Source organism: Haloimpatiens lingqiaonensis (assembly GCF_901447495.1).
Classification (GTDB): Bacteria; Bacillota; Clostridia; order Clostridiales; family Clostridiaceae; genus Haloimpatiens; species Haloimpatiens lingqiaonensis.
Map to the genome: position 1 here is coordinate 37,585 of NZ_CABDWS010000002.1, position 23,579 is coordinate 61,163.

At 38.5% G+C, this 23,579-nt stretch carries 26 protein-coding genes; 22 read left to right on the forward strand and 4 right to left on the reverse strand.

The annotated features are described in order from the left end of the window. Positions 1 to 176: 176 nt before the first annotated feature. From rlmD to FGK85_RS00690, 4 genes are all read left to right on the forward strand, one after another. A complete protein-coding gene (rlmD, locus tag FGK85_RS00675; RefSeq protein WP_138202824.1) occupies positions 177 to 1,538 on the forward strand; it encodes a 23S rRNA (uracil(1939)-C(5))-methyltransferase RlmD in 1,362 nt (453 codons plus the stop codon). A gap of 286 nt (positions 1,539 to 1,824) precedes the next feature. Beyond that, positions 1,825 to 2,001, forward strand: a complete 177-nt coding sequence (locus tag FGK85_RS00680; protein WP_138202826.1) for a sucrose-6-phosphate hydrolase — start codon at positions 1,825 to 1,827, stop codon at positions 1,999 to 2,001. Between the two features lie 13 nt (positions 2,002 to 2,014). Beyond that, the gene (locus tag FGK85_RS00685; RefSeq protein ID WP_138202828.1) at positions 2,015 to 3,103 is read left to right on the forward strand and encodes a DNA adenine methylase; all 1,089 of its coding nucleotides are present in this window, start codon (positions 2,015 to 2,017) and stop codon (positions 3,101 to 3,103) included. Beyond that, complete coding sequence (locus tag FGK85_RS00690; protein WP_138202830.1) at positions 3,093 to 3,932, forward strand: DNA-methyltransferase; 840 nt, start codon at positions 3,093 to 3,095, stop codon at positions 3,930 to 3,932. The genes FGK85_RS00685 and FGK85_RS00690 overlap by 11 nt, the downstream gene beginning before the upstream one ends. Positions 3,933 to 4,004: 72 nt before the next feature. Here FGK85_RS00690 and FGK85_RS00695 read toward each other — a convergent pair whose 3' ends face one another. The 4 genes from FGK85_RS00695 to FGK85_RS00710 are packed head-to-tail and all read right to left on the reverse strand — an operon-like array spanning position 4,005 to position 6,984. Beyond that, positions 4,005 to 4,892: a hypothetical protein gene (locus FGK85_RS00695; RefSeq protein ID WP_138202832.1), complete on the reverse strand. Its 888-nt coding sequence runs from the start codon at positions 4,890 to 4,892 to the stop codon at positions 4,005 to 4,007. After that, positions 4,892 to 6,094 (reverse strand): hypothetical protein, encoded by a 1,203-nt coding sequence (locus tag FGK85_RS00700; protein ID WP_138202834.1) that lies wholly within the window; start codon positions 6,092 to 6,094, stop codon positions 4,892 to 4,894. Before FGK85_RS00700 ends, FGK85_RS00695 begins: the two co-directional genes overlap by 1 nt. Next, positions 6,094 to 6,744, reverse strand: a complete 651-nt coding sequence (locus FGK85_RS00705; RefSeq protein ID WP_138202836.1) for a hypothetical protein — start codon at positions 6,742 to 6,744, stop codon at positions 6,094 to 6,096. The genes FGK85_RS00700 and FGK85_RS00705 overlap by 1 nt, the downstream gene beginning before the upstream one ends. Positions 6,745 to 6,774: 30 nt before the next feature. Continuing rightward, a complete protein-coding gene (locus FGK85_RS00710) occupies positions 6,775 to 6,984 on the reverse strand; it encodes a helix-turn-helix domain-containing protein (protein WP_138202908.1) in 210 nt (69 codons plus the stop codon). 195 nt (positions 6,985 to 7,179) lie between these two features. Between FGK85_RS00710 and FGK85_RS00715 the strand changes: the two genes are divergently transcribed. From FGK85_RS00715 to FGK85_RS00800, 18 genes are all read left to right on the forward strand, one after another. Next, positions 7,180 to 9,051 (forward strand): helix-turn-helix domain-containing protein, encoded by a 1,872-nt coding sequence (locus tag FGK85_RS00715; RefSeq protein ID WP_138202838.1) that lies wholly within the window; start codon positions 7,180 to 7,182, stop codon positions 9,049 to 9,051. A 470-nt stretch (positions 9,052 to 9,521) separates the two neighbouring features. Then, complete coding sequence (locus FGK85_RS00720; RefSeq protein ID WP_243122768.1) at positions 9,522 to 10,055, forward strand: ECF-type sigma factor; 534 nt, start codon at positions 9,522 to 9,524, stop codon at positions 10,053 to 10,055. A 45-nt stretch (positions 10,056 to 10,100) separates the two neighbouring features. Continuing rightward, the gene (locus tag FGK85_RS00725; protein ID WP_138202840.1) at positions 10,101 to 10,319 is read left to right on the forward strand and encodes a hypothetical protein; all 219 of its coding nucleotides are present in this window, start codon (positions 10,101 to 10,103) and stop codon (positions 10,317 to 10,319) included. Next, positions 10,294 to 10,617: an rRNA biogenesis protein rrp5 gene (locus FGK85_RS00730; protein WP_050355253.1), complete on the forward strand. Its 324-nt coding sequence runs from the start codon at positions 10,294 to 10,296 to the stop codon at positions 10,615 to 10,617. Before FGK85_RS00725 ends, FGK85_RS00730 begins: the two co-directional genes overlap by 26 nt. Next, positions 10,610 to 11,758 carry a DUF2800 domain-containing protein gene (locus tag FGK85_RS00735; RefSeq protein WP_138202842.1) on the forward strand — a complete coding sequence of 383 codons (1,149 nt, stop codon included), beginning with the start codon at positions 10,610 to 10,612 and terminating at the stop codon, positions 11,756 to 11,758. The genes FGK85_RS00730 and FGK85_RS00735 overlap by 8 nt, the downstream gene beginning before the upstream one ends. Further along, complete coding sequence (locus FGK85_RS00740; protein WP_138202844.1) at positions 11,751 to 12,299, forward strand: DUF2815 family protein; 549 nt, start codon at positions 11,751 to 11,753, stop codon at positions 12,297 to 12,299. The genes FGK85_RS00735 and FGK85_RS00740 overlap by 8 nt, the downstream gene beginning before the upstream one ends. Positions 12,300 to 12,377: 78 nt before the next feature. Continuing rightward, positions 12,378 to 14,312, forward strand: coding sequence for a DNA polymerase (locus FGK85_RS00745; protein WP_138202846.1), 1,935 nt, complete (start codon positions 12,378 to 12,380; stop codon positions 14,310 to 14,312). A gap of 93 nt (positions 14,313 to 14,405) precedes the next feature. Beyond that, positions 14,406 to 15,158 (forward strand): phage antirepressor KilAC domain-containing protein, encoded by a 753-nt coding sequence (locus tag FGK85_RS00750; protein WP_079413288.1) that lies wholly within the window; start codon positions 14,406 to 14,408, stop codon positions 15,156 to 15,158. Next, positions 15,158 to 15,592, forward strand: coding sequence for a DUF7768 domain-containing protein (locus tag FGK85_RS00755; RefSeq protein WP_138202848.1), 435 nt, complete (start codon positions 15,158 to 15,160; stop codon positions 15,590 to 15,592). Before FGK85_RS00750 ends, FGK85_RS00755 begins: the two co-directional genes overlap by 1 nt. Further along, entirely contained in the window at positions 15,589 to 17,955 is a 2,367-nt protein-coding gene (locus FGK85_RS00760) for a virulence-associated E family protein (protein ID WP_138202850.1), read from the forward strand. The genes FGK85_RS00755 and FGK85_RS00760 overlap by 4 nt, the downstream gene beginning before the upstream one ends. Before the next feature lie 219 nt (positions 17,956 to 18,174). Beyond that, complete coding sequence (locus tag FGK85_RS00765) at positions 18,175 to 18,456, forward strand: VRR-NUC domain-containing protein (protein ID WP_138202852.1); 282 nt, start codon at positions 18,175 to 18,177, stop codon at positions 18,454 to 18,456. Then, a complete protein-coding gene (locus FGK85_RS00770; protein WP_035150319.1) occupies positions 18,437 to 19,798 on the forward strand; it encodes a DEAD/DEAH box helicase in 1,362 nt (453 codons plus the stop codon). Before FGK85_RS00765 ends, FGK85_RS00770 begins: the two co-directional genes overlap by 20 nt. Next, a complete protein-coding gene (locus FGK85_RS00775; protein ID WP_171011288.1) occupies positions 19,795 to 20,016 on the forward strand; it encodes a hypothetical protein in 222 nt (73 codons plus the stop codon). Before FGK85_RS00770 ends, FGK85_RS00775 begins: the two co-directional genes overlap by 4 nt. After that, entirely contained in the window at positions 20,013 to 20,423 is a 411-nt protein-coding gene (locus tag FGK85_RS00780; RefSeq protein WP_035150326.1) for a DUF1492 domain-containing protein, read from the forward strand. Before FGK85_RS00775 ends, FGK85_RS00780 begins: the two co-directional genes overlap by 4 nt. A gap of 154 nt (positions 20,424 to 20,577) precedes the next feature. Beyond that, a complete protein-coding gene (locus FGK85_RS00785) occupies positions 20,578 to 20,937 on the forward strand; it encodes an HNH endonuclease (protein WP_048718009.1) in 360 nt (119 codons plus the stop codon). Between the two features lie 111 nt (positions 20,938 to 21,048). After that, positions 21,049 to 21,600, forward strand: coding sequence for a P27 family phage terminase small subunit (locus FGK85_RS00790; RefSeq protein WP_035150331.1), 552 nt, complete (start codon positions 21,049 to 21,051; stop codon positions 21,598 to 21,600). A 2-nt stretch (positions 21,601 to 21,602) separates the two neighbouring features. Beyond that, complete coding sequence (gene metK / locus FGK85_RS00795) at positions 21,603 to 22,796, forward strand: methionine adenosyltransferase (protein WP_243122769.1); 1,194 nt, start codon at positions 21,603 to 21,605, stop codon at positions 22,794 to 22,796. 165 nt (positions 22,797 to 22,961) lie between these two features. Next, complete coding sequence (locus FGK85_RS00800; RefSeq protein WP_113802185.1) at positions 22,962 to 23,555, forward strand: hypothetical protein; 594 nt, start codon at positions 22,962 to 22,964, stop codon at positions 23,553 to 23,555. Positions 23,556 to 23,579 lie beyond the last annotated feature (24 nt).

Below are 23,579 nucleotides of genomic sequence, written 5' to 3' on the forward strand. Positions count from 1 at the left end.
AGACTTACGATAATTTTATCTGTCTAAAAGAAGAATTTCTAAAATTAAATTTAAATAGTTCCTTCGCTTTTTATGCAAGTCATTTCAGAGAAATTTCATAATTTAGGTACTTTCATGATTTTGCAGGTTAATCATTGTAATACATTAAAATAAAACATAAGTAGAGGAGATTTTTTATGAGAAAAGGAAAAGAATACATATTCGATATAGTGGATACAGAATTTCCAGGCATGGGTGTTGCTGAGTATGAGGGAGAAAAGGTATATGTAAAAGGCACTCTTCCAGGACAAAAGATACTTGCCCAAATAACTAAGAAAAAAGGCGGCAAAATAGAAGGAAGATTAAAAGAAATAATAGAGGATGTGGACTACAAAATAGATGCAAAATGCCCACACTTTAATTACTGCGGCGGCTGCTCTCACCAATTCATATCCTACGAAAAGCAGCTAGAATTTAAAAAGGATCAGGTGTTAAAGCTTTTTAAGGATGCAGGAATAGAAAACTTTGAATTTCTAGGTATAGAGGGAAGTCCAGAGATTTGGGAATACAGAAACAAAATGGAGTTTACTTTTGGAGACCTAGAAAAAGGCGGAGAGTTAAACCTAGGAATGCACAAAAAAGCCTCAGCTTTTGGCATAATCAACACAAATAGCTGCCAAATAGTAGATGAAGACTTTAGAATGGCTCTAGATGCGGTGGTAAATTACTTTAGGGGAAAGGATTTTCCTCACTACAGAATAATGAGTCACCAAGGCTATTTAAGAAATCTAGTTATAAGAAAAGGAAAAAATACAGGGGAAATACTTATAAATTTAGTAACAACCTCTCAAATAGATTTCAATTTAGGGGAAATAACGGAAATATTAAAGGCACTGCCATACGAAGGCAAGCTTAAGGGAATAGTTCACACTATAAATGACTCTCTTTCCGATGTGGTTCAAGCGGACTCCATGGAAACACTATATGGTGAAGATTACATAATAGAGGAACTTTTAGGCCTTAAGTTTAAGATAAGCCCGTTTTCATTTTTTCAAACTAATTCTAAGGGTGCAGAAAAACTATATTCAATTGTAAAAGATTTCCTGGGAAATGCTGAAAATAAAACTGTTTTTGATTTATACTGCGGCACCGGCACTATAGGCCAAATAGTAGCCCCTAGTGCCCAAAAGGTAATAGGCGTTGAACTTATCGAGGAAGCCGTGGAAGCTGCCAAGGAAAACGCCAAACTAAACGGTCTAGACAACTGCCAGTTTATTGCCGGCGATGTGGCCAAGGTGATCCAGGATATAAAGGATAAACCAGACATAATAATCCTAGATCCACCAAGACCAGGAGTGCACCCAAAAGCCATGGAATACGTAATCAAATTCAATGCCCCAGAGATCGTCTACGTATCCTGCAACCCTAAGACATTGGTCAATGACTTGAGGGTATTGGAGGAGAATGGGTATGTGGTTGAGAGGGTGAAGGTGAAGGACATGTTTGCGCATACGCCACATGTTGAGACGGTCGTATTGATGTCAAGGGTTGAGAAATAGGAGTATTCAAAATACTGATAAATAAAGGGTTTTCAAGGTTGGAAGATTTTATGCCTGATGTCTGGCAGTGCCTTTTAACCTCGGAAATCCTTGTTTTTGTTTATGAGGAAATAGGTCAACTATAAAAAATGTGTGTAGGGTTGAGTTGACAGGTTAGATATTTTTGCGGGGTTGTGGAGACAGGCTGGATGCGAAATAATGTTATGCATTTATCACGTTGATATTGACATCAGACTAAAAAAATGCTAAAATTAGTCTAAATACAGACTGATTTAAGGAGTAAAAAATGCCAAATAAAAAGTGCATCTATTTAGATACTTATGTTCTTCAAAAAGATATGCGTATACGTTTACCCAAGCAGATACTTACTAATCTTGATGTTAAGAAGGGGGAAACGTTATTTGATGTTTATGTTGATACAAAAACCAAAGAAATAATTTTACGTATTTCTAATAAAAACTAGGAAGGAAATAGAGATGAAAGCAAGGAATCCAATTATACATTTTGAAAAGATAGACAGTGTTAATAATCCAAATTCAATGCATGGGATTTATCCATATAGAGGGAAAATTTCTGCTATAGATGCGCAGAATATAATTAGACAATTACCATCAAAAGGAACTATTTTGGACCCGTTTTGTGGTTCAGGGACTATAGTGTATGAGGGACAAAGGCATGGCTTGAAGGCTATAGGAGTTGATAACAATCCGCTTGCAGTTCAGTTGTCTAAAGCCAAAATACATAAAGAAGTAGGAAATAGTATCGAAGAATGTAAGTATTTGATCGAAATGGCTAAGAAAGATTTTGACTCTAAAAATTACGAGAAAATGCCAGAAGGACCTTTAAAATCTTTTCATGAGCAAACAGCTTCAGAAATTATGTGCATGAAAAACTATTATGAATCCATGAACGATTACCTTAAAGGTGTCTTTTTTGGTGCTATTGCACTAGCTGCAAGAGGTTGTAATGGATATGTTTGGACTTCAAGTACAGTAGGAAAAAATATTGAACCAAAACGATATATTAATTTCTTTGAGAAAATGTTATCAAAGGCAAAGAAACACTCTAAGTATTTTAATCCTCTTGAATGCGAAGCTGCTAGAATTATTCAGGGTGATAGTAGAAAATTATCAGAAATGATAGAACCACATAGTATCGACTTTGTTTTTACAAGTCCACCATATTTTGATGGATTAGACTATACAGCATATTATGGAAAGCTTGTGTATGAAATTTTTGGAATAGATAGAGTTGAGGTAAAGAAAAATCTAATTCAATATGTTGATACATATGAAGCTGATATGAGAGCTGTTATTGAAGAACTAGAGAAAGTTACAACTGAGAATGCGTTAATCATATTTGTAGTTGGCGATAAAAAGGTTAAAGGTGGAGTTATTAATGGTGGAGACTTTTTTAGAAATATAAGAGAGGCTTCATATGTTGAAGAACGAAGTTATAGTGGTAGTTCAAGTCAAGTATTTGATGTTTTAAATAGAACTAAAAGGAAAGAGCAAATTGTTGTTTGGGATAAATATAAAGGAGAAGTAATTAAACATGAATTTTAAACCGAAAGCTGATATATATATAGGTGATAGTAGAAATATGAAAGAAGTTGCGGATGGAAGTGTACAATTAATTATTACAAGTCCTCCGTACGGTGATTTGAAAGATTATGATAATGAAGGCCAGATTGGTCTAAACCAATCATATGAAGATTATATTAATGACCTTAATGAAGTTTGGAAAGAGTGCATAAGAGTCCTTGGGCCAGATGGAAAGTTATGTATAAATATTATGCCTTTATTTGAATCTGGGAAAGCAACCCCTTTTAATAGAAGAGTTACGCATACAGTAATCTCAGATATTGAAAAGTTCATGGATTCAACAGGTGAAATGTTCACATTAGCTCTTTATATATGGGATAAGAGAAAGATTGCAAGATTTAGCTCTTTTGGAAGTTACCCATATCCGACTAACATTTTTTCAACATTCCCATATGAATGGATTATTGTATTTTGTAAAAAGGGGAAAAGGGCTAAAGTAAGTGAAGAAATTAAAGAAAAATCAAAGTTAACACAGAAGGAATGGGCCGATTGGGCAGTTAATTCATTTTGGGAAATGCAACCAGCAAAAGCAAAGTCAGAAGGACATCCAGCTCCATTTCCGAAAGAACTTCCATATAGGTTAATCAAATTGTACAGTTTTTATGGAGATACTGTGTTAGATCCATTTATGGGAACTGGTACAACAGCAGAGGCAGCATTAGAATTAGGTAGAAATGCTATAGGATATGAAATAAATCCTGAATATAAACATCTTATTGAAGCAAAATTAGACAGAGTAAGGAATGAATGTCAACAAGTGTCGCTTTCAGAAATGCTTACTGAAGATTGAAGCGGTCAGATTATATAATATAATAAAAAACTAGGATTGTAAGTATATTCTAATACTTGCAATCCTAGTTTGCTAGAAAGACTCAATGGAGATGATGTCATTACGATTAACAACTTTTCCAGCAGATAGTAATCCTATACAGTGAGATTCAGAAAATAATTTACTAATAAAGATATCCCAAGAATATTTATCACCATGTTCAAGATACCGGCAACATAAGCACCAAAGAGCGTTTGCAGAAATGAACTTAATATTATTCGTAGTAACAATTTCGTAAAAACGTTCTGATTTTGAACCAATTTTTCCTGTACAATATGGGCTTGTAGGGGGATATAAATCAGTCTCTTTACCACCAAAAAGTGTGATATAGTTATAATCTGTTATCGACTTTTCAATTTCTGTTGTGTATTTATAATGTTGTTCAATAAATCGTTCATCTTTTAACGCATCATCTAATGAGATTTTTGTTTCAATTGCAAGTAATTTATCTGAAGTCATAGAACACACATCTAAACGGCCATTGCGATCATAATCGTTGTTATAAATTGGAACTTCCATACCGACTCTATTAGAAGTTGAACACATGTGATTAATTATGCCTGAAGTCCATGGTTGTATATTTGAAGTTTCATCGACTCCTGTAAATTCTTCAAGGTTTTTTATTGGGTTTTTTAAGGATTTTTTTGCAGTTGGCATAGTTACAGGTTTACCTTGGAATGATTCTTTTGAATACTTATTAATGAAGTCATCACCCCAAAAAACATTGAAATATTTTATAATTTCATCATTATTAAAAATGCAAAATAGACAACCGAAGCATTTTTGTGTAAATGGATTAGGTTTTGAAAAATCTAATCCATTACATTTATAGACAATTGTATATTCTTCATCATTCTTCGTTTTTGGGATGTTTTTTATAAAAGAATCAATGTCTTTGTATTTTCTAAATTTATATATCATTAGTTAACCTCCATTTCTTCTATTATTTTTTTGGCCAATTCTATTGATTCCTTGGGTGCATCTTCAATAAGGACATCATTATTAATAGTTGTTTTAGGAACTAGCATACCATAATCATCTATATCAAACGGTATTCCTGCAATATCAGCGATATCACTTTCCGATTCCATTATAGTGGTAGGATCATTATTCTCTGAAAAGAATTCATCTGAGTATTCACTCATTGCAGCTACTAGCTTTTCAAAATCTAGAGATTTATTTAATTTACTATAGTAGTTCAATGCGTATACAAAAACAAAACGTCTATTTAATATATTGTTGTTATACTCCAGTGTAGCATTTCTTAAATCTTCGCCCCCATTCTCTCTTAAAGAAGCGACATTTTTGTGTAATCTCGAATAAGAAAGTGGATTGCTAACATAGGGTTTTGAATTGAATAGATTTATACAATGATCGGTTTTTTTATAGTTGCGTACTGTAAGTGTTTCTGAATTTACGAATTCTCTATATTTTATATGAGCAAGCGGAGAATCGTTAGCAGGGAAGTCTAAGGGCTCAATCAGTCCTACAGTGACGCACCAGCCAATTAATCGGGACATTGTTCTCGTATTACTATCACGTTGGCTATCTGTGGAAATATCAATATATACTGTATTGCCAGAACTATCAGTATACTTTACTATTTCTGTAGTATGAGGGTAGCTTAAATAAATGCCTGAATAGGAAAAGTTTGTAGGTAGCTTTGCTATTTTATTCAAGAATCCAATTGTAACCCCGTATGATAATACACCTTTTCTTGCGATAGCTTCCCATTCCGATGAATAAAAATCACTATTAACCCACTTTTCACCCTCTGAAGAAATTTTAAATTTCCTTTTATTACGGGAAACAAAGCCAAGAGCTTCAAGTGAACCGGCAATATCGCTTACAGCTTTTGATTTTGTAGAATCACTATCAACAGACTGAGTAGCATAGCATTTAGATAAATTAAGTGGATTGACTAAATAGGGGCAACATTTCCTGCCAACAATATTTTTCAAGAGGTTACAATAATTATGAACATTGTACGCATCATTTGGATCAAATTTTAAATCTTTAAGATTAAATTCTTTTGTAACACCATACTTTTTATAACATGATGTTAATATGTAATAAAGGCATTCAAGACGACTACCATATTTTCTATTAAGTAATAAAGCCATTAGTAATTACCTCCTACTTTAATAAATAACTGTTCTAGATCGTATGTTTGAGCATCAAAGGGCAATTTGACGTTCAGTTTAGATGTTGGAATTAGATTACCATAAGTAAAATTTATATTAGGGTAAAGTTTATTATATGTATCAATTACTTCACCATATGAACGAGAATAAAACGGTATCTTTTCTAAGTTCTTTATTAGTTTTATAAGGTAAGCAGTTTTATTTAAAAAGATTACTAAATCAATACGTTTTGTTCGAAAATTCCCTTTGACTTGTACCTCAGATGCTACAATTGCAGACGGAAATAAGGATTGAAATAGAATGCTTGCTTTTCCTAAGTCACGAAAAAGGACACTTTCTAATTTTCTATTGAATAAACTAGTAATTGCAGCTGGAGTTTTTTTACAACATGCAATTTGGCATAATCCGCAGTCGTCACATGCTGGTGTAATAACAAGTTTATTGTTTTCAAAACCCTGAGCAAACTTGTGGCAGATAAAATATTCTGAGTATTTTAACTCTGAATTTTCGATAATATCTTCTATGTAACTATTGCTAGGTATATTTTGAATAATACATTTTGGCATGTCTTTTACTTCAGGACAACCAATACAAAAATTTTTATCCATTGATATCCTTTCTTTTGACAATTTGCTACCCCCTTAGTAAATAAAAACTAATTAGTTATCATCATCTACGATTTCCATAATATCTGAAATATCACAGTTAAGAGCCTTACATACTTTTATTAAGATATCAGTATTAACATTTTCATTTTTTCCGAGTTTAGCCATCGAGGCAGTACTAATACCAGCGGCTTCTCTTAAGTCCTTTTTCTTCATGTCTCTATCAATAAGAAGTTTCCATAGTTTTTTATAACTTATGGACATAATTGCCACCTCGCTTTTGTTACACATATTAGTTACAAATAAAAGTGTATCACAAAATCAGTGTTGGTACAATTAAAATTTACGAAAGCAAAATAAATATTGAGATGATCATAATATATGCTATAATTTACCTATGAGCTGATTTTTATCTATTTAATTAAGATGCATTTTCATATGGGGTCAGGAGGGAGTGTTTTGGCAAGCAATCGTTCATTTAAAGACTATGTGGCAGATAGATTCTATAATGAAGTATTTGCTGCTATACAAAGTTACACCACGGACAACTACGATGATTTGGACTTAAGGCTATATAGGGTTCGAAATATTGGAGGCATAGAATTATCAGATATAGAGGTAAAGTTTGTATCTGTTAATGACTTGCCAGATATGAAAATAGAATTTGATATTGTTGTGGAAGCCGAATTAGAAGTCCGTGAGTCGGACTATCATTATGATGAATCGGAAAACTGTAGACAGTGGTTTATGCTGAAATGCACAGGTGATTTAGATTGCAATTTAGATGATTTCACAATCTCCAGTGTAACTGAGTATTCCAGCAAAAATAGGCAGCCCAAACCTATGTCAGACTCTCTGGTACCTATCATTTACAAGGAACAACTGGAATCTGTTGCTACAGACTTCCTTCGCAGACATTACCCAGAAGCATTAAAAACCCCAATGGCAATTGAACCACAAGTACTAGCAGAAAATATGGGTCTTACAGTGGAAATGAGAGAAATTACAAAGGATTTCTCTGTTTTTGGACAGCTATACTTTCATGATTGTGATGCAGTATTCTATGATAAAGACAGTAACGAAATGGTGCAGACCCATGTAGATGCCAGAACTATCATAGTTGATCCAAAAGCGTTCTTCCTACGTAATCTAGGATCGGTAAACAATACCATTGTCCATGAGTGTGTTCATTGGGATCAGCATAGAAAAGCATTTGAATTGGAGCGGCTCTATAACAACAGCTTAACACGAATTAAGTGTCAGGTAGTTGGTGGCATAAAGGACAATAGCAGAGATGCAACTGATTGGATGGAATGGCAGGCAAATGCTCTCACTCCAAAGATACAAATGCCTCTTGCAATGTTTAAAACCCAAGCGTTTAAGTATATTAAGCAATTTCGTACGGAGTTAGGAACATCTGAACTTATAGATGTAATGGAGCCAGTTATTGACGCTTTGGCTACGTTTTTCTGTGTTTCTCGAACCGCTGCAAAAATCCGAATGATTGATGCTGGGTATGAGGAAGCAATTGGAACTTTTACTTACATAGATGGTCGTTACGTCAAACCTCATAGGTTTAAGAAGGGTGCACTTGAAAAAAACCAGACATTTTCCATTGGTGCGGAAGATGCGGCAATTCAGGGACTTACCAACCCTACATTAAGTGCTCTTGGAAGGGATGGTAGTTACCAATATGTTGATGCACATTTTGTTTTAAACCATCCCAAGTATGTAACTCAGGATATATTTGGGGAGACCGTACTAACTGACTATGCACGTAACCATATGGATGAGTGCTGCTTGATATTTGATTTATCAATAAAGTCGGGATGTAAGGAACGATATCATAGTGAATGTTTCTTAAATAGGGATGAAACTTCAGATATCGCCTTTGATATAGTATATGGAAGAGGATATCAGCATGCTTCGCCAGAAAAAAAGGCAGAAATGCTGGCAGCAAAACTTATGGAAGAGAATCGTATATATGGTGAACTGCCAACTAACTATCATACTAGTCTGAAAATAGTGCGTGAGTGGAAAGATGTAACATTTAAAGAATTAGCGGAGAGAACGATGGTTAACGAACGCACTATAAGGCGAATCGTTAATGGTGAAGAACAAGGGTCATTAAATTCAATCATTTTAATTTGCCTTGGATTACATCTCCCACCTAGAATCAGCTATCATATAATTAACAACTCTCCTTTTCGGTTGAATTTTCATAATAACAATAGTCATATCTGGTATGATTTTGCTCTAACATACCTTTACCCCCAAACGATGGACGAAATACGAGCTTTCTTGCTAAAGCAAGGTGCAGAACCATTATAAAATTCCAAAATATTTTTGAAAAAGCGGACACGGGATGTCCGTTTTTTTTTAGCTGTTAGGCACATGAGCCATACATGAATCCTTTTAAGGGTTTGTGTATGGCTTTTTTTATTGCTGTTTTTAGGTGTTTATGTGGAAAAAAGCATCATTTTGAGTCTGAAATTACCGGGCATGAGGTGTCCGCCAAGGCTGTCCATTTCTACCTTACAATAATATTAGACGAAGGAAAGGTCCTTCGTAAGTAGCTAGGTTAAGACCGTTCCTCGTCTAAAAAAATATCGAATGCCTGATTTGCAATAAGGGCAGAGGATACATATTGTTTCGCTTCAATCCGTAAGGATTGTTGCGGTGCAATAGAAGTACCTTACCTTATTGCGCTCATTTTCAGGATATAAAGGTCTGTGTACTTCTGGTACAGGCCTATTTTTGTATCCTTTGCCGCCAATGCAATCCGGCGGAAAGGATGCAAAATGAAAATTAGAATTCAGCACGAAAACAAATCAATCTATCTGGAGGTACCAGACGAGGACTTTACCTTAATGATTGAGGCGGATTATGAGGACAGGCTATCTTCTGCAGAGGACAAAGAAAGTGTGACTCGGCGTTCTCCACAGGAGATAATGGACGAACGTTTCAACAAGCCGGAATACAATAACTGGCATAAATATGACAGACACAGAGGTATGCCAAAGAAACCATTCCGCAAGGATGACCAAGAGGTTGATGAAACCGACCATATGGACTACTTCCCTGACTACTCAGATGAAATGGCTAGAGAGAAAAAAGAAGAGTATGAGCATATCTGTGAAATTATTCGCAAGGCTCTCAAGAAAAAACAAGCGGAGCTACTGATCGCTATAGTCTTAGATGGTGTTTCGGTAACAGAGTATGCAGAACGTGAGGGAGTAAGTGTAAGTGCCATTTCCCACCGTTTAGATACAGCAAAAAAGAAATTAAAAAAGATTTTTCCAAAATCCTCAACTTTCCCCTCTTGCCATGGCTAATAGTTAGAGGGCAGCACATAAACGCTCTCGGAAAGAGGTGAATACATGAAGCACAACTTGAAAATCAGTGTTTCAAAAAAACCACAGACTGGCGGGGTTGTTTCCTGTCGAAACGTCACCATTAGGGAGCGTTTCCTTCGTTTCTTACTTGGTGATAAGCAGAAACTAACCATCCTTGTTCCGGGTGACACCGTACAGGAACTCGCCATCAGTGAGATTAAGGAAGGAGGAATAAGCCATGAGCAAGATCAAGCTACTCCTTGATGTGGTTTCCGATATGCGCTCTTTGGCAGACAGCATACAAGCGGTTGCTGATGTAATGGCGGGCAATGAACCTGTCGAAACAAAAGAACCGACTACAACTGTAAAAGAGCCTGAACCAAATAAAAAGGAAATCACTCTGGAAGAAGTCAGAGCAAAACTCGCTGAAAAGAGTCAAGCCGGTCTTACTGCCCAAGTAAGGGAAATTATCCAAAAATACGGTGGCTCTAAATTAAGCGAAGTGGACCCAAAACATTATGCAGATATGTTAAAAGATGCGGAGGTACTTGGGAATGAGTGATCATGCAGTTCTTTCCGCATCAGGAGCCTATAGGTGGCTGAATTGCCTTCCGTCTGCACGATTGGAACTGGAGTTTGTAAATAACGAATCCAGTGCAGCCGCCGAAGGCACCGCTGCCCATGCTCTCTGCGAACATAAACTTAAAAAAGCACTTCATATGAGAAGTAAGCGTCCTGTCTCAGTTTATAACTCCGATGAGATGGAAGAACACAGTGATGCCTATGTGGAATTTGTAATGGAGCAGTTGGAGCTGGCAAAGCAGAGCTGCACAGACCCTTTAATACTAATCGAACAGCGTCTTGATTTTTCTTGCTATGTTCCACAGGGATTTGGAACCGGTGACTGCATCATTATTGCCGATAAGAAACTTCACATTATCGATTTCAAGTATGGCATGGGAGTATTGGTAGATGCGGTGGACAATCCACAGATGAAGTTGTACGCACTGGGTGCTTTAGAAATTTACGATAGTTTGTACGACATCGAGGAAGTTTCCATGACCATTTTCCAGCCACGCAGAGAGAATGTCAGCACATGGACAATACGGGTAGAGGATCTGAAAGATTGGGCAGAAAAAGAACTAAAACCAAGGGCTAAAAAAGCTTATGACGGTGAAGGTGAATATCTTCCGGGTGAGTGGTGTACTTTCTGTCGAGCGGCAGTTAAATGCCGTGCTAGGGCCGAGGAAAAACTGAAATTGGCACAATCGGAATTCAAGCTACCCCCACTACTTACGGACTCTGAAATCGAGGAAGTTCTATCTAAACTGTCCGATCTTACGAAGTGGGCAAATGAAATCATTGCTTATGCCACTGATGCAGCTGTTAATCATGGTAAAGAGTGGCATGGTTTTAAGGTTGTTGAGGGCAGATCTGTCCGCAAATACAAGGATGAAGATGCTGTGGCTGAAGTAGCCAAAGCAAACGGTTATAAAGATATCTTTCGTCAGAGTCTCATCACTCTTACGGAAATGGAAAGGCTGATGGGCAAATCAAAATTTGAGAAGATACTCGGTGATCTTATATACAAGCCACCGGGAAAGCCGACTCTGGTCCCGCTATCGGATAAGCGTCCGGCTATGAACGTATCAAACGCAAAAAACGAATTTAACGAAATAACGGAGGAATGTGAATATGAATAATAAAAACAGAACGAAGGTTATTACTGGTGTAAACACACGTCTCAGCTACTTTCATGGCTGGGAACCGGTATCCATCAATGGTGGGGCAGAAAAGTATAGTGTATCGGTATTGATTCCTAAATCGGATAAGGAAACCATTAATGCCATCAATGCAGCAGTTGATGCAGCTATTGAAGAGGGCATTGCAAAGTTTGGCGGTAAAAAACCAAATAAGGCTGCTATCAAGCTGCCGCTTCGAGATGGTGATGTAGAGCGAGATGATGAGGCTTATAAAGGACATTATTTTGTAAATGCCAACAGCACTACTCCGCCTCAGATTGTAGATAAAGCAGTCAAGACTATTCTGGATCGCAATGAGGTATACAGTGGTTGCTATGCAAGAGTGTCACTTAATTTTTATGCTTTCAATTCTAACGGGAACAAGGGTGTGGCCTGCGGACTTGGTAACATCCAGAAGATTAGAGATGGAGAGCCTTTAGGCAGCAGAACCACAGCGGCTGATGATTTCACCACAATTGAAGATGATGATTTCCTAGCATAACAGCTAAAGTATGAATACAAACGGGGTGGTGGAAGTTGTTCTTCTGTCACCTCGTTTGCATTGGAAAGGGTGTAATACATGAATTCTATTTCAATTGATATTGAAACATTTAGTAGTGCCAATCTTCAAAAATGTGGAGTCTACCGTTATGCCGAGAGTGATGATTTTGAAATCCTATTGTTTGGTTATTCGGTTGATGGCGGTGCAGTTCAGGTGGTCGATCTTGCCTGCGGAGAGAAAATCCCTAATGAAATAATCAATGCTCTTATGGATAATTCCGTTACCAAATGGGCCTTTAATGCTATGTTTGAGCGTGTTTGCCTATCAAAATGGCTTAACCTTACTGATTATCTTGACCCTACATCCTGGAAATGTTCAATGGTATGGTCGGCTTATATGGGACTTCCGCTTTCTCTTGAGGGTGTCGGTGCAGTCTTAGGATTGGAAAAACAAAAATTGACGGAAGGCAAAGACCTCATTAAATATTTCTGTACACCTTGCTCCCCTACTAAATCAAACGGAGGACGAGTTCGTAATCTGCCAAAACACGATATTGATAAATGGGAGCGATTTAAAGCATATAACCTCCGTGATGTGGAAGCCGAGATGTCAATACAGCAGATACTATCTAAATTCCCGCTTCCAGAGAATATATGGTCAGAATATCATCTTGACCAGAAAATCAATGATCGTGGTATCGCTATTGACATGGCTTTTGTAAAACAAGCCGTCAAGATGGATGAACAGTCGCGGGAAAAGCTAATGGCTTTAATGCAGGATATAACTAATTTGGAGAATCCAAACTCTGTACAACAAATGAAAGAATGGCTTGCTGATAACGGATTGGAAACAGATAGTCTTGGTAAAAAAGCAGTTGCTGAGATGTTAAAGACAGCACCTGAACCACTAGGCACCGTTTTGGAACTTCGTCAGCAGCTTGCAAAATCATCGATAAAAAAATACACGGCAATGGAGAATGCAGTATGCAAAGATGGTCGTGCAAGAGGAATGTTTCAGTTTTATGGAGCAAACAGAACTGGTAGGTTTTCGGGCAGGCTTATTCAACTACAAAATCTCCCTCAAAACCATATGCCTGATTTGGAACAGGCTCGTGCTTTAGTTCGTAGCGGAAACTTTGATGCTCTTACCTTACTTTATGATTCTATCCCGGAGGTACTGTCGGAACTTATCCGAACTGCTTTTATACCGAATGAGGGCATGAAGTTTATAGTTGCAGATTTTTCAGCGATTGAAGCCCGCGTTATCGCCTGGATTGCGGGAGAAAAATGGAGAATAGATGTATTCCAAAATGGCGGTGACATTTACTGTGCAAGTGCATCTCAGATGTTTAACGTACCTGTGGAGAAAAACGGTGTCAATGGACATCTTCGTCAGAAGGGAAAAATTGCTGAATTAGCCCTAGGTTACGGTGGATCTGTTGGAGCTTTGAAATCAATGGGTGCTTTGGAGATGGGAATTGAAGAAGAGGAACTTCAACCTCTTGTAATGGCTTGGAGACAATCCAATCCCAATATTACAAAACTATGGTGGGATGTTGACCGTGCTGTAAAAACCTGCGTTAAGCAGAAAATTCCTACAGAAACACACGGTATTAAATTTATATATCAAAGCGGAATGCTCTTTATTGTCCTTCCTTCCGGCAGGCGGCTTTCCTATGTGAAGCCTCGCATAGGAGAGAATATGTTTGGCGGTGAGTCGGTTACTTATGAAGGGATCGGCGGGACGAAGAAATGGGAAAGAATCGAAAGCTACGGTCCAAAATTTGTAGAGAATATTGTCCAGGCAATCAGTCGTGACATTTTGTGTCATGCCATGCAGGCATTAAAGAATTGGTCCATTGTGGCTCATGTACACGATGAAATTATAATCGAAGCGGATATGAGGATGTCACTTTCTACTATTTGTGAACAAATGGCTAGGACACCAACATGGGCAAAAGGCCTGTTACTTAGTGCTGATGGCTATGAATGTCAGTTTTATCAAAAAGATTAAATATATTTTTTCAAAATCCTCAACATTCATTACCTCCTGTGGCTATTAGGTAGAGGGGTTTCCTCTCTGACTATATTACAGGAGGTAATTCGTATGGACGAATTAGTAAGAATCAATTATGAAAATGACCGCCCCACAGTGCTTGGCCGTGATTTGCATGCAGTTTTGGAAGTGAAAACACCCTATGATAAATGGTTTCCAAGAATGTGTGAGTATGGATTTGTGGAGGGTACGGACTTTTCGACATTTCTGTCGGAAAGTACAGGTGGAAGACCAGCTGTTGACCACCAAATAACAATTGATATGGCAAAAGAGCTATGCATGATACAGCGTACTCCAAAAGGAAAACAATGCCGCGGGTACTTTCTTGAAATTGAAAGACGATGGAACTCTCCAGAAGCAATCATGGCAAGGGCATTACAGTTTGCCAATCAGCAACTAAATCAAGTAAGGAATCAAAATAAATTACTTGAAGGTACGATTGCTGTTCAGAATCAGCAGATTGCGGAAATGAAACCGAAAGTCTCCTATTATGATGTAGTTCTAAATTGCAAAGACCTCATTTCTACATCAGCAATTGCCAAAGATTACGGCAAGTCAGCTATTTGGATGAACCGCTATCTTAATAAAAAGGGCATCCAATTTAAACAAGGTGGTATCTGGCTTTTATATCAGAAGTATGCAGAAAAAGGCTATACCAGCACCAAGACACATAGCTACATCGGTAGTAACGGTGAACTGCATACAAAAGTCCATACATATTGGACTCAAAAAGGCAGACTCTTCATTTACGAACTGTTGAAGGCAGATGGTATTTTGCCGCAGATAGAAATGGAGGGTGTGTAATGGGAATTGATAAATTCAATCATGAAGGATACCATGACCCAACTCCCCATGAGGCACTGACCAACATAATAAGAAAGAAAAAGGCAGAGAAAAAATCTGCCTTTAAGCCGCTTGTATATATTTGTTCTCCCTATTCCGGTGATGTAGAAGGAAACGTTAAAAAGGCTCGCAACTTTTGTAGATTTGCCTTGGAGAATAATTGCATCCCAATTGCTCCCCACCTTATGTTTCCGCAGTTTATGGATGATGAAAACCCAGAGGAACGAGAGCTTGCCATATTTATGGACATCGTGCTTATGGGCAAATGCTCCGAGGTGTGGGTGCTGGGCAATACCATCTCAAGCGGTATGGCGAGGGAAATTGAAGTAGCCAAGAAACGCAGACAAATGGTCAGGTATTTTAGTCCGGAGCATGAGGAGGTTGATAGCTTATGAAAATTGCAGTAGGCAATAGCCGGATGGATAGAAAATGGAAAAACAAAGATATCTCGTGGGAGGATTTTTGTGCCCGAGTAAAGACAACACAACGTACTACGGAAACAGTAGAAGAATATCGGAAATTAAAAAGAGGTCAACAAGATGATATCAAAGATGTGGGTGGTTTTGTTGGAGGGCATTTAAAAGGAGGAAGGCGAAAGAAGGGCAATGTTCTGTGTCGTTCTTTGCTTACCCTTGATATGGATTACGGTAGACCGGATATCTGGGAACAAATCAGTATGCTTTTCGACTACAAATGTTGCGTTTACTCCACCCATAAGCACACACCCGAAAATCCAAGACTCAGGCTTATCGTTCCCCTTGCTCGTGAAATCAGCGAAGAAGAATATGCAGCCGTTGGACGTATGGTGGCAAAAGAAATTGGTATTGATCTTTTCGATGATACGACTTATGAAGCCCATCGCCTTATGTATTGGCCATCCACTTCCTCTAACGGTGAATTTGTCTATGAAGAGCAGGATGGAGAATTGCTTGACCCTGATGTTTATCTTTCAAAATATCAAAACTGGCGGGATACATCAACATGGCCAGTATCAAGCAGGCAGTCTGAAGTTATAAATCGCAGTCTTAAAGAGCAAGCAGACCCGCTTTTAAAGGAAGGTGTGGTAGGAACATTCTGTCGTGCTTACTCCGTTCGTGAAGCAATTGATAAATTCTTAGGTGCAGTTTATGCACCTTCTGCTATGGAAGGGCGATACGATTATATTCCAGCTGATAGTAGTGCCGGTGTGATTATCTACGATGATAAATTCGCATACAGCCATCATGCTACAGACCCAGCAAGTGGATTACTCCTCAATGCTTTTGATCTCGTTCGTATTCATAAATTCGGTTCTTTAGATGATAAAGCTTCTACCACTACAGCTCCTGGTAAGATGCCATCTTTTGTGGCAATGTGCGAGTTTGCTATAAAAGATGAAAGAGTAAAAGCTGAGTTTTCTAAGGAAAGACAGGCACAGGCTGAAGAGGAGTTTAGTGATGAGGATTGGCAGACAGCTTTGGAATTGGATAAGCAAGGCCGAATAAAAGACACTCTAGACAACATCGTTTTGATTATTCGTCATGACAAGGAATTACAGCATATAGCTTTTAATTGCCACCGTGATGGTATTGATGCCAAAGGTGGCCTGCCTTGGGAACAGATCAAGGCGGGTTGGAATGATTCAGATAATGCACTTCTTAAAGTGTATTTAAGCAGCAAATACGGAGTTTATTCACCTACCAAGACCAAGGATGCTGTGTTAGCTGTAGCGTCAGAACGAGCCTACCATCCTGTTAAGGAGTATCTGGACTCCCTGCCAAAATGGGATGGAATTAGGCGAGTAGATAATCTATTAATTGATTATTTCGGTGCAACAGATAATTCCTATACAAAAGCAGTCATCCGCAAAACGATGGTTGCAGCGGTAGCCCGCATTTATAGACCAGGCACAAAGTTTGATAGTGTCCTTATCTTAAACGGTCCTCAAGGTATCGGTAAGTCAACCTTCTTTGCAAAACTTGCTGGAGATTGGTTTTCAGATAGTTTGACCATTACGGACATGAAAGATAAATCCGGAGCTGAGAAACTTCAGGGATATTGGTTATTGGAACTGGGTGAGCTTGCTGGTATGCGTAAGACGGATGTGGAAATTGTGAAGTCTTTTATTTCGAGGGCAGATGATAAGTACCGGGCAAGTTATGGAGTCAATGTGGAAAGCCATCCCCGTCAGTGTGTGATTGTAGGTTCAACAAATGCAGAAAGCGGGTTTCTTCGAGATATAACTGGCAATCGAAGATTCTGGCCAGTCCGTATTAGCGGTAATGGTAAAAAGAAAGCTTGGCAGATGACTAAAGAGGAAGTACAGCAGATTTGGGCAGAGACACTAGTGCTATATGAGAAAGGCGAAAAACTCTACCTTGAAGGTGATGATGCATCCATGGCAACTAGTGAGCAGGCAGATGCCATGGAAACAGATGAACGAGAAGGATTGGTTCGTACCTATCTGGATACTCTTTTGCCGGATGATTGGGACACTATGTCTTTATACGAACGTAGAAATTTCCTCGGCGGTAGCGAATTTGGCGGCGGAACCCGTGTTGGAACAGTAAAAAGAACCCTTGTCTGCAATATGGAGATTTGGTGTGAATGTTTTGGAAAAGATGCATCCTCAATGAGAACATCTGATTCTTATGCCATCGGTGCCATTATGAGAAAGATCAGTGGGTGGAACAAGTACACCGGGAACAAGAACGGAACAATCAATTTTCCTATCTATGGAAAGCAACGAGCTTATTCCCGAGTCGAGGAACAAAGCTAGTTGTACCTTACCTTGTTCTCATACTGGTTCTTTCCCCAAAGCTAGTAATCAAAAGGAAAATCTACGGTTCGGAACAAGTGGAACAAGAAGTACCCTATTTATTTATAAATAGTAAAAAAGAGGAAAGTGTAGCCTGTGCATACACGCATACGCGCGCGTATAGGAAAAATGGGTCAAAGTTGTTTTCTTGTTCCGAGCCTTTTTATATGGGAGGTATTTATGCTTGAAAAATATATCGAAAAGAAACTGGTGGCTGAGGTAAAAAAGATGGGAGGCATTGCAGCAAAGTTTGTTAGTCCGGGTTTAGATGGGATGCCAGACCGCTTAGTGCTTTTACCGCTAGGGAAGATCGCTTTTGTGGAATTAAAGGCTTCCGGAAAGAAACCTCGACCACTACAGATTAGAAGAATAAAGCAATTACAAAAGTTAGGCTTTACCTGCTATGTCATTGATGATGTTGAGCAGATTGGAGGGATACTCTATGAAATACAATCCTCATAAATATCAAACATATGCTACGAATTTTATACTTGAGCATCCCATAGCAGCGGTGTTTTTAGAGATGGGTCTTGGCAAAAGCGTAATCACTTTAACTGCTATATTTGATTTATGCCTTGATAGTTTTGAAATTGGAAAGGTTCTGGTCATTGCCCCACTAAGGGTAGCAAGGGATACTTGGCCAGCTGAGATAAACAAATGGGAGCATTTAAAAGGACTGGAGTATTCAGTGGCTATTGGAACAGAACAGGAGCGGTTAGCAGCTCTTAGGAAACCAGCAAGTGTCTATCTTATAAACAGAGAAAATGTTGACTGGTTAGTAAACAAAAGTGGCATTCCTTTTGATTATGACATGGTGGTCATTGATGAATTGTCATCTTTTAAGTCCTATGGAGCAAAAAGATTTAAGAGTTTACTAAAAGTCAGACCTAGGGCGAAACGTATCGTGGGTCTTACAGGTACTCCATCCAGTAACGGGTTAATGGATTTGTGGGCAGAGTTTCGTATTCTCGACATGGGTAAAAGACTCGGCAGATACATAACTCACTACCGCAATTCCTTCTTTACTCCAGATAAACGTAATCAGCAGATTGTATTTTCATATAAACCGTTACCTGGGGCAGAAGATGCCATATATCGGCTAATTTCAGATATTACCATTTCAATGAAGTCGGTTGATTTTCTGAAAATGCCAGAATGCGTGATAAATGAAGTGTCGGTGTATCTAAATGATAAAGAACAATCAGTATACGATCACTTTCGTGAAGAGATGGTTCTTGAGCTTGCAAATGAGGAGATTGATGCCATGAATGCAGCAGTCCTTTCTGGCAAACTCCTTCAAATGGCAAACGGTGCTGTCTATGATGATGATAAAAATACTCATATTATCCATGACCGCAAGCTGGATGCTCTTGAAGATTTAATCGAAGGTGCAAACGGCAAACCTGTTCTTATTGCATATTGGTATAATCACGATTTAGAGCGTATTAAAGCAAGATTTAATGTTAGAGAAATTAAAACATCTAAGGATATCAAAGACTGGAACAACGGAGATATTTCTGTGGCGGTTATCCATCCCGCATCAGCAGGACACGGTCTCAATTTACAAAGTGGAGGTTCAACACTTATTTGGTTTGGTCTTACCTGGAGTCTGGAACTCTATCAGCAAACAAATGCAAGACTTTGGAGACAGGGACAAAATGAAACGGTGGTTATCCATCACATTGTTACTAAAGGCACGATTGATGAAGATGTGATGAGAGCCTTGAAACGAAAGGAAAAGACACAGTCCGATCTTATTAACGCTGTCAAAGCAAATCTGGGGAAAGCGAGGGGTGTTGTATGATGGATGCATTTGAAAAGCTGGCAAATGCCATTATTCTACAGGCGGTCAAAGATTATCGTTTTGCTCTGAAAAGACTAGCAAAATACCCTCGCAATGATTCTGCTAGATATACGAAACGTGAGATTGAGCGTTTCTTCCATTCCGGGTATTTCACTACCCTGACATCTCTCGATCCTGAGATGCTAATTAAAAAGCTACATGAGGAGGTGGTGCGATGACGGCAAAGGAATTCTTGAAACAAGCTTATCGCTTAAATGAGCTGATTAATTCCGATCTTGAGGAGTTGCAAAATCTAAGGGAACTCTCAAGAAGTGTTTCATCTCCTGTTCTTGAGGAAAAAGTCAGTAAAACAAAAAGTACTGATCCACCTTTTGAAAAATACGTGATTAGAATAGTAGATTTGGAGAAGCAGATACAACAAGAGGTGGAACGTTTAATAAAGCTTAAGTCAGATATTCGTGAAGCGATTAACCAGATGGAAAACGTGGATGAGAAGCTGCTTCTTCGCTACCGTTACATTAACTTTCTTAACTGGGAAGAAATCTGTGTCAACCTTAATGTTTCTATGAGAACTGTGCATAGACTTCACTCATCAGCCTTGCAGCATTTAAAGGTGCCTAAATAAAAGTTGGCACACTTTGTCACAGGTTGGCATACGATGACACTGTTTGTCCGTAGTGAAAGTTATATAATGGTAGTATGGAATAATAGCAAACAGAAGCCTTCACGGGAGCATTTCTCCTGCGAGGGCTTTTTCTATGGGCAAAAGGAGGTGTAGTATGCCAAGGAAACCTAAGCGACCATGCTCTTATCCTGGTTGTCCAGAACTGACTGACAGACGGTTTTGTGAAGAACATGCTAAAAAGGAAGCCGCACGGTATGAAAAGTATGACCGCGATCCAGCAACCCGTAAGCGATATGGTCGTGCATGGAAAAGAATACGTGACCGCTACATTGCGGCTCATCCTCTTTGCGAGGAGTGTAAAAGACAAGGAAAGCTGACCCCAGCAACCGAGGTGCATCACATTCTTCCTCTTGCAAGAGGTGGAACACATGATAGAAGCAATCTTATGTCCCTTTGTACTTCCTGTCACTCTACCATCACTGCAAAAGATGGAGACCGTTGGGGAACCCGGTAGGGGGAGTCAAATCTTCACAGCTTTTTTGATGTGCAACGGGCGTGGGGTAACGCGTGAAAATTCGCGGTTTCAAACAGGGTAATAGACCCATCAACGAAAAGAGGTGAGTGAATGGCCAAAGATGGAACAAATCGTGGCGGTGCCCGTATAGGCTCTGGTCAAAAAAAGAAACCACTTGCTGATAAAATTGCACAGGGTAATCCAGGTAAGAGAAAGCTAGAAATTATCGACTTCCAAAATACCGCTGATTTAAAGGGGCAGGAAATGCCAAAGCCAAGGGCCATGCTCTCAGCGGTGCAAAAGGACGGGAAAACCCTAGTAGCCAGCGAGATTTATGAAATTACTTGGAAATGGCTTGAGGAGCGAGGCTGTGCCCATTTGGTGCTCCCACAGCTTCTAGAACGATATGCCATGAGTGCGGCCAGATGGATACAGTGTGAGGAGGCGATAACTGAGTTTGGCTTTCTTGCCAAGCATCCAACTACCGGCAATGCTATTCAAAGTCCTTATGTAGCTATGAGTCAGAACTTTATGAGTCAGACAAACAGATTGTGGATGGAGATTTATCAAATCGTTAAAGAGAATTGTGCTACAGAGTATTCTGGTTTAAACCCACAGGACGATGTGATGGAGCGACTGCTATCTGCCCGCAGAGGAAAATAAAGATGAGTAGATATATAATGAGTAAAAGATATTTAACAGCTGAAAGTGTATGTGCTGGACATCCTGATAAACTATGCGACATCATAGCAGATAGCATTTTAGAAGCATGTTTACGTAAAGACAAAGCATCACGTGTCGCTTGTGAGGTAATGGCAACCAAAGGGAAAATTATCGTGGCGGGTGAGATCTCCTGCAGCGAGAAAATTGATATCAGATATATTGTGAAGAATGTGCTTAAACAACTGGGTTATAACCCTTTGAAATTTTTAATTTATGTATATGTACACAATCAAAGTCCTGATATTGCAGCTGGTGTGAATACAGCACTAGAAGCACGAAATGGAATAAACGAACAGTATGGTTCTATCGGTGCTGGTGACCAAGGGACTATGTATGGATATGCCACAAAAGAAACTAGAGAAATGCTACCTCTTCCCCTTGTTTTATCTCATAGGATTGTAAAAAGAATAGATGAAGCAAGAAAAGGTAAGCTCATTAAAGGGATCCTTCCTGATGGGAAGGCACAGGTTACAATTGAGTATGATGGGGAGCTTCCAGTGAGAGTTAAGACCATTGTAGTATCTGTTCAGCATGAAAATAATAAAAGCCAGGAAGAGTTAAAAGCGGATATTATAAATTATGTATTATGGCAGTGCTTTGAGGACTTTCCTTTTGATAACGAAACAGAAATCTTAATTAATCCATCTGGCCAATTTATATTAGGAGGACCTGCTGCAGATACAGGCTTAACTGGTAGAAAAATCATGGTAGATACTTATGGAGGTCTTGCTTCCCATGGTGGTGGCGCACTTAGCGGGAAGGATCCAACCAAAGTAGACCGAAGTGGTGCTTATATGGCCAGGTATATTGCTAAACATATCGTATGGTGTGGTTTTGCTGAGAAATGTGAAGTCAGTATTTCCTATGCCATCGGTAAGGCAAATCCTGTGGCTTTTTCAATAAATACATTTGGTACAGGAACTGTTTCAGATGAAGTTTTAACCCTAGCAGCTCAAGAGGTTTTCAACCTAAGGCCTGCAGCAATTATTGAAAAGCTTAGACTTAGAAACATTCACTACTCTGATACAGCGGTTTATGGACATTTTAATAGTTGTCTTTTCCCTTGGGAGGATGTTGATAGATACAATGAATTAAAAGCAGCGGTGGAAAAATATGTAGATAGGGAATATGTATAAGTAGTTATCTGCTAGAAAAAAATGCTCCAGACTTTTTATCTAGAAAGCACAGAATCAACTTTATCTAAATAACCATAATTTATCATTAATTTATCTAAATTTATCATTGACAAAAAATCAAAAATAACATATGATTAAATTAGATAAATTAAAGGAGGTGTTACGATGAATTATGAAAAAGTAATTCTTGAAATGCTTACACGGATAAAGGACCTGGAAGAAAAAGTAGATATGTTACAAGAATACCAGCAAGAGTTGCAAAACAAAGATGAGGGTGAAGATGATGTAACTAGCGGAGAAGAAAAAAAGGAAAGTGGAAGGAAACGAACCCGCAGAGAGATTATGGCAATTCTAGAAGAAAAGTATGGGTATAGTGTTCGAAAAGGAAATCGCTCTGAAGGAAGTGGTATTGTAGCAAGTAAGAATGGGAAATCATACAATATCAAGGTTTCATATAGTCGTTCATACACTGATAGCGATGAGGTAATTTGCTCTGGATGGCATACTGTATTTGATAAAGAAATAGATAATCCAGATTTCCCATATTTCATCTTTGTAGTTGAAGGCAAAGAGGGTGAATTCCATTACTTTATTTTTAAACGTGAAGACCTTATTAATGAGTTTGACGATAAGGCTTATGATGCCAACAAAAAACTCCACTTCTATTTCCGAGTAACAAAGGATGGTAAACCACTTGAGGTCAGAGAGACGGAAAAAGATATGTCTGCCTATTATAACAACTGGGATATATTCAAATAGTAAAAGCAAAACTTAAAGATTCAT

Bases quoted from the DNA above. Each gene is read 5' to 3' on its own strand.
- rlmD (WP_138202824.1), top strand. From the start codon at position 177: ATGAGAAAAGGAAAAGAATACATATTCGATATAGTGGATACAGAATTT.
- FGK85_RS00680 (WP_138202826.1), top strand. From the start codon at position 1,825: ATGCCAAATAAAAAGTGCATCTATTTAGATACTTATGTTCTTCAAAAA.
- FGK85_RS00685 (WP_138202828.1), top strand. From the start codon at position 2,015: ATGAAAGCAAGGAATCCAATTATACATTTTGAAAAGATAGACAGTGTT.
- FGK85_RS00690 (WP_138202830.1), top strand. From the start codon at position 3,093: ATGAATTTTAAACCGAAAGCTGATATATATATAGGTGATAGTAGAAAT.
- FGK85_RS00695 (WP_138202832.1), bottom strand. From the start codon at position 4,892: ATGATATATAAATTTAGAAAATACAAAGACATTGATTCTTTTATAAAA.
- FGK85_RS00700 (WP_138202834.1), bottom strand. From the start codon at position 6,094: ATGGCTTTATTACTTAATAGAAAATATGGTAGTCGTCTTGAATGCCTT.
- FGK85_RS00710 (WP_138202908.1), bottom strand. From the start codon at position 6,984: ATGTCCATAAGTTATAAAAAACTATGGAAACTTCTTATTGATAGAGAC.
- FGK85_RS00720 (WP_243122768.1), top strand. From the start codon at position 9,522: ATGAAAATTAGAATTCAGCACGAAAACAAATCAATCTATCTGGAGGTA.
- FGK85_RS00725 (WP_138202840.1), top strand. From the start codon at position 10,101: ATGAAGCACAACTTGAAAATCAGTGTTTCAAAAAAACCACAGACTGGC.
- FGK85_RS00730 (WP_050355253.1), top strand. From the start codon at position 10,294: ATGAGCAAGATCAAGCTACTCCTTGATGTGGTTTCCGATATGCGCTCT.
- FGK85_RS00735 (WP_138202842.1), top strand. From the start codon at position 10,610: ATGAGTGATCATGCAGTTCTTTCCGCATCAGGAGCCTATAGGTGGCTG.
- FGK85_RS00740 (WP_138202844.1), top strand. From the start codon at position 11,751: ATGAATAATAAAAACAGAACGAAGGTTATTACTGGTGTAAACACACGT.
- FGK85_RS00745 (WP_138202846.1), top strand. From the start codon at position 12,378: ATGAATTCTATTTCAATTGATATTGAAACATTTAGTAGTGCCAATCTT.
- FGK85_RS00750 (WP_079413288.1), top strand. From the start codon at position 14,406: ATGGACGAATTAGTAAGAATCAATTATGAAAATGACCGCCCCACAGTG.
- FGK85_RS00755 (WP_138202848.1), top strand. From the start codon at position 15,158: ATGGGAATTGATAAATTCAATCATGAAGGATACCATGACCCAACTCCC.
- FGK85_RS00760 (WP_138202850.1), top strand. From the start codon at position 15,589: ATGAAAATTGCAGTAGGCAATAGCCGGATGGATAGAAAATGGAAAAAC.
- FGK85_RS00765 (WP_138202852.1), top strand. From the start codon at position 18,175: ATGCTTGAAAAATATATCGAAAAGAAACTGGTGGCTGAGGTAAAAAAG.
- FGK85_RS00770 (WP_035150319.1), top strand. From the start codon at position 18,437: ATGAAATACAATCCTCATAAATATCAAACATATGCTACGAATTTTATA.
- FGK85_RS00775 (WP_171011288.1), top strand. From the start codon at position 19,795: ATGATGGATGCATTTGAAAAGCTGGCAAATGCCATTATTCTACAGGCG.
- FGK85_RS00780 (WP_035150326.1), top strand. From the start codon at position 20,013: ATGACGGCAAAGGAATTCTTGAAACAAGCTTATCGCTTAAATGAGCTG.
- FGK85_RS00785 (WP_048718009.1), top strand. From the start codon at position 20,578: ATGCCAAGGAAACCTAAGCGACCATGCTCTTATCCTGGTTGTCCAGAA.
- FGK85_RS00790 (WP_035150331.1), top strand. From the start codon at position 21,049: ATGGCCAAAGATGGAACAAATCGTGGCGGTGCCCGTATAGGCTCTGGT.
- metK (WP_243122769.1), top strand. From the start codon at position 21,603: ATGAGTAGATATATAATGAGTAAAAGATATTTAACAGCTGAAAGTGTA.
- FGK85_RS00800 (WP_113802185.1), top strand. From the start codon at position 22,962: ATGAATTATGAAAAAGTAATTCTTGAAATGCTTACACGGATAAAGGAC.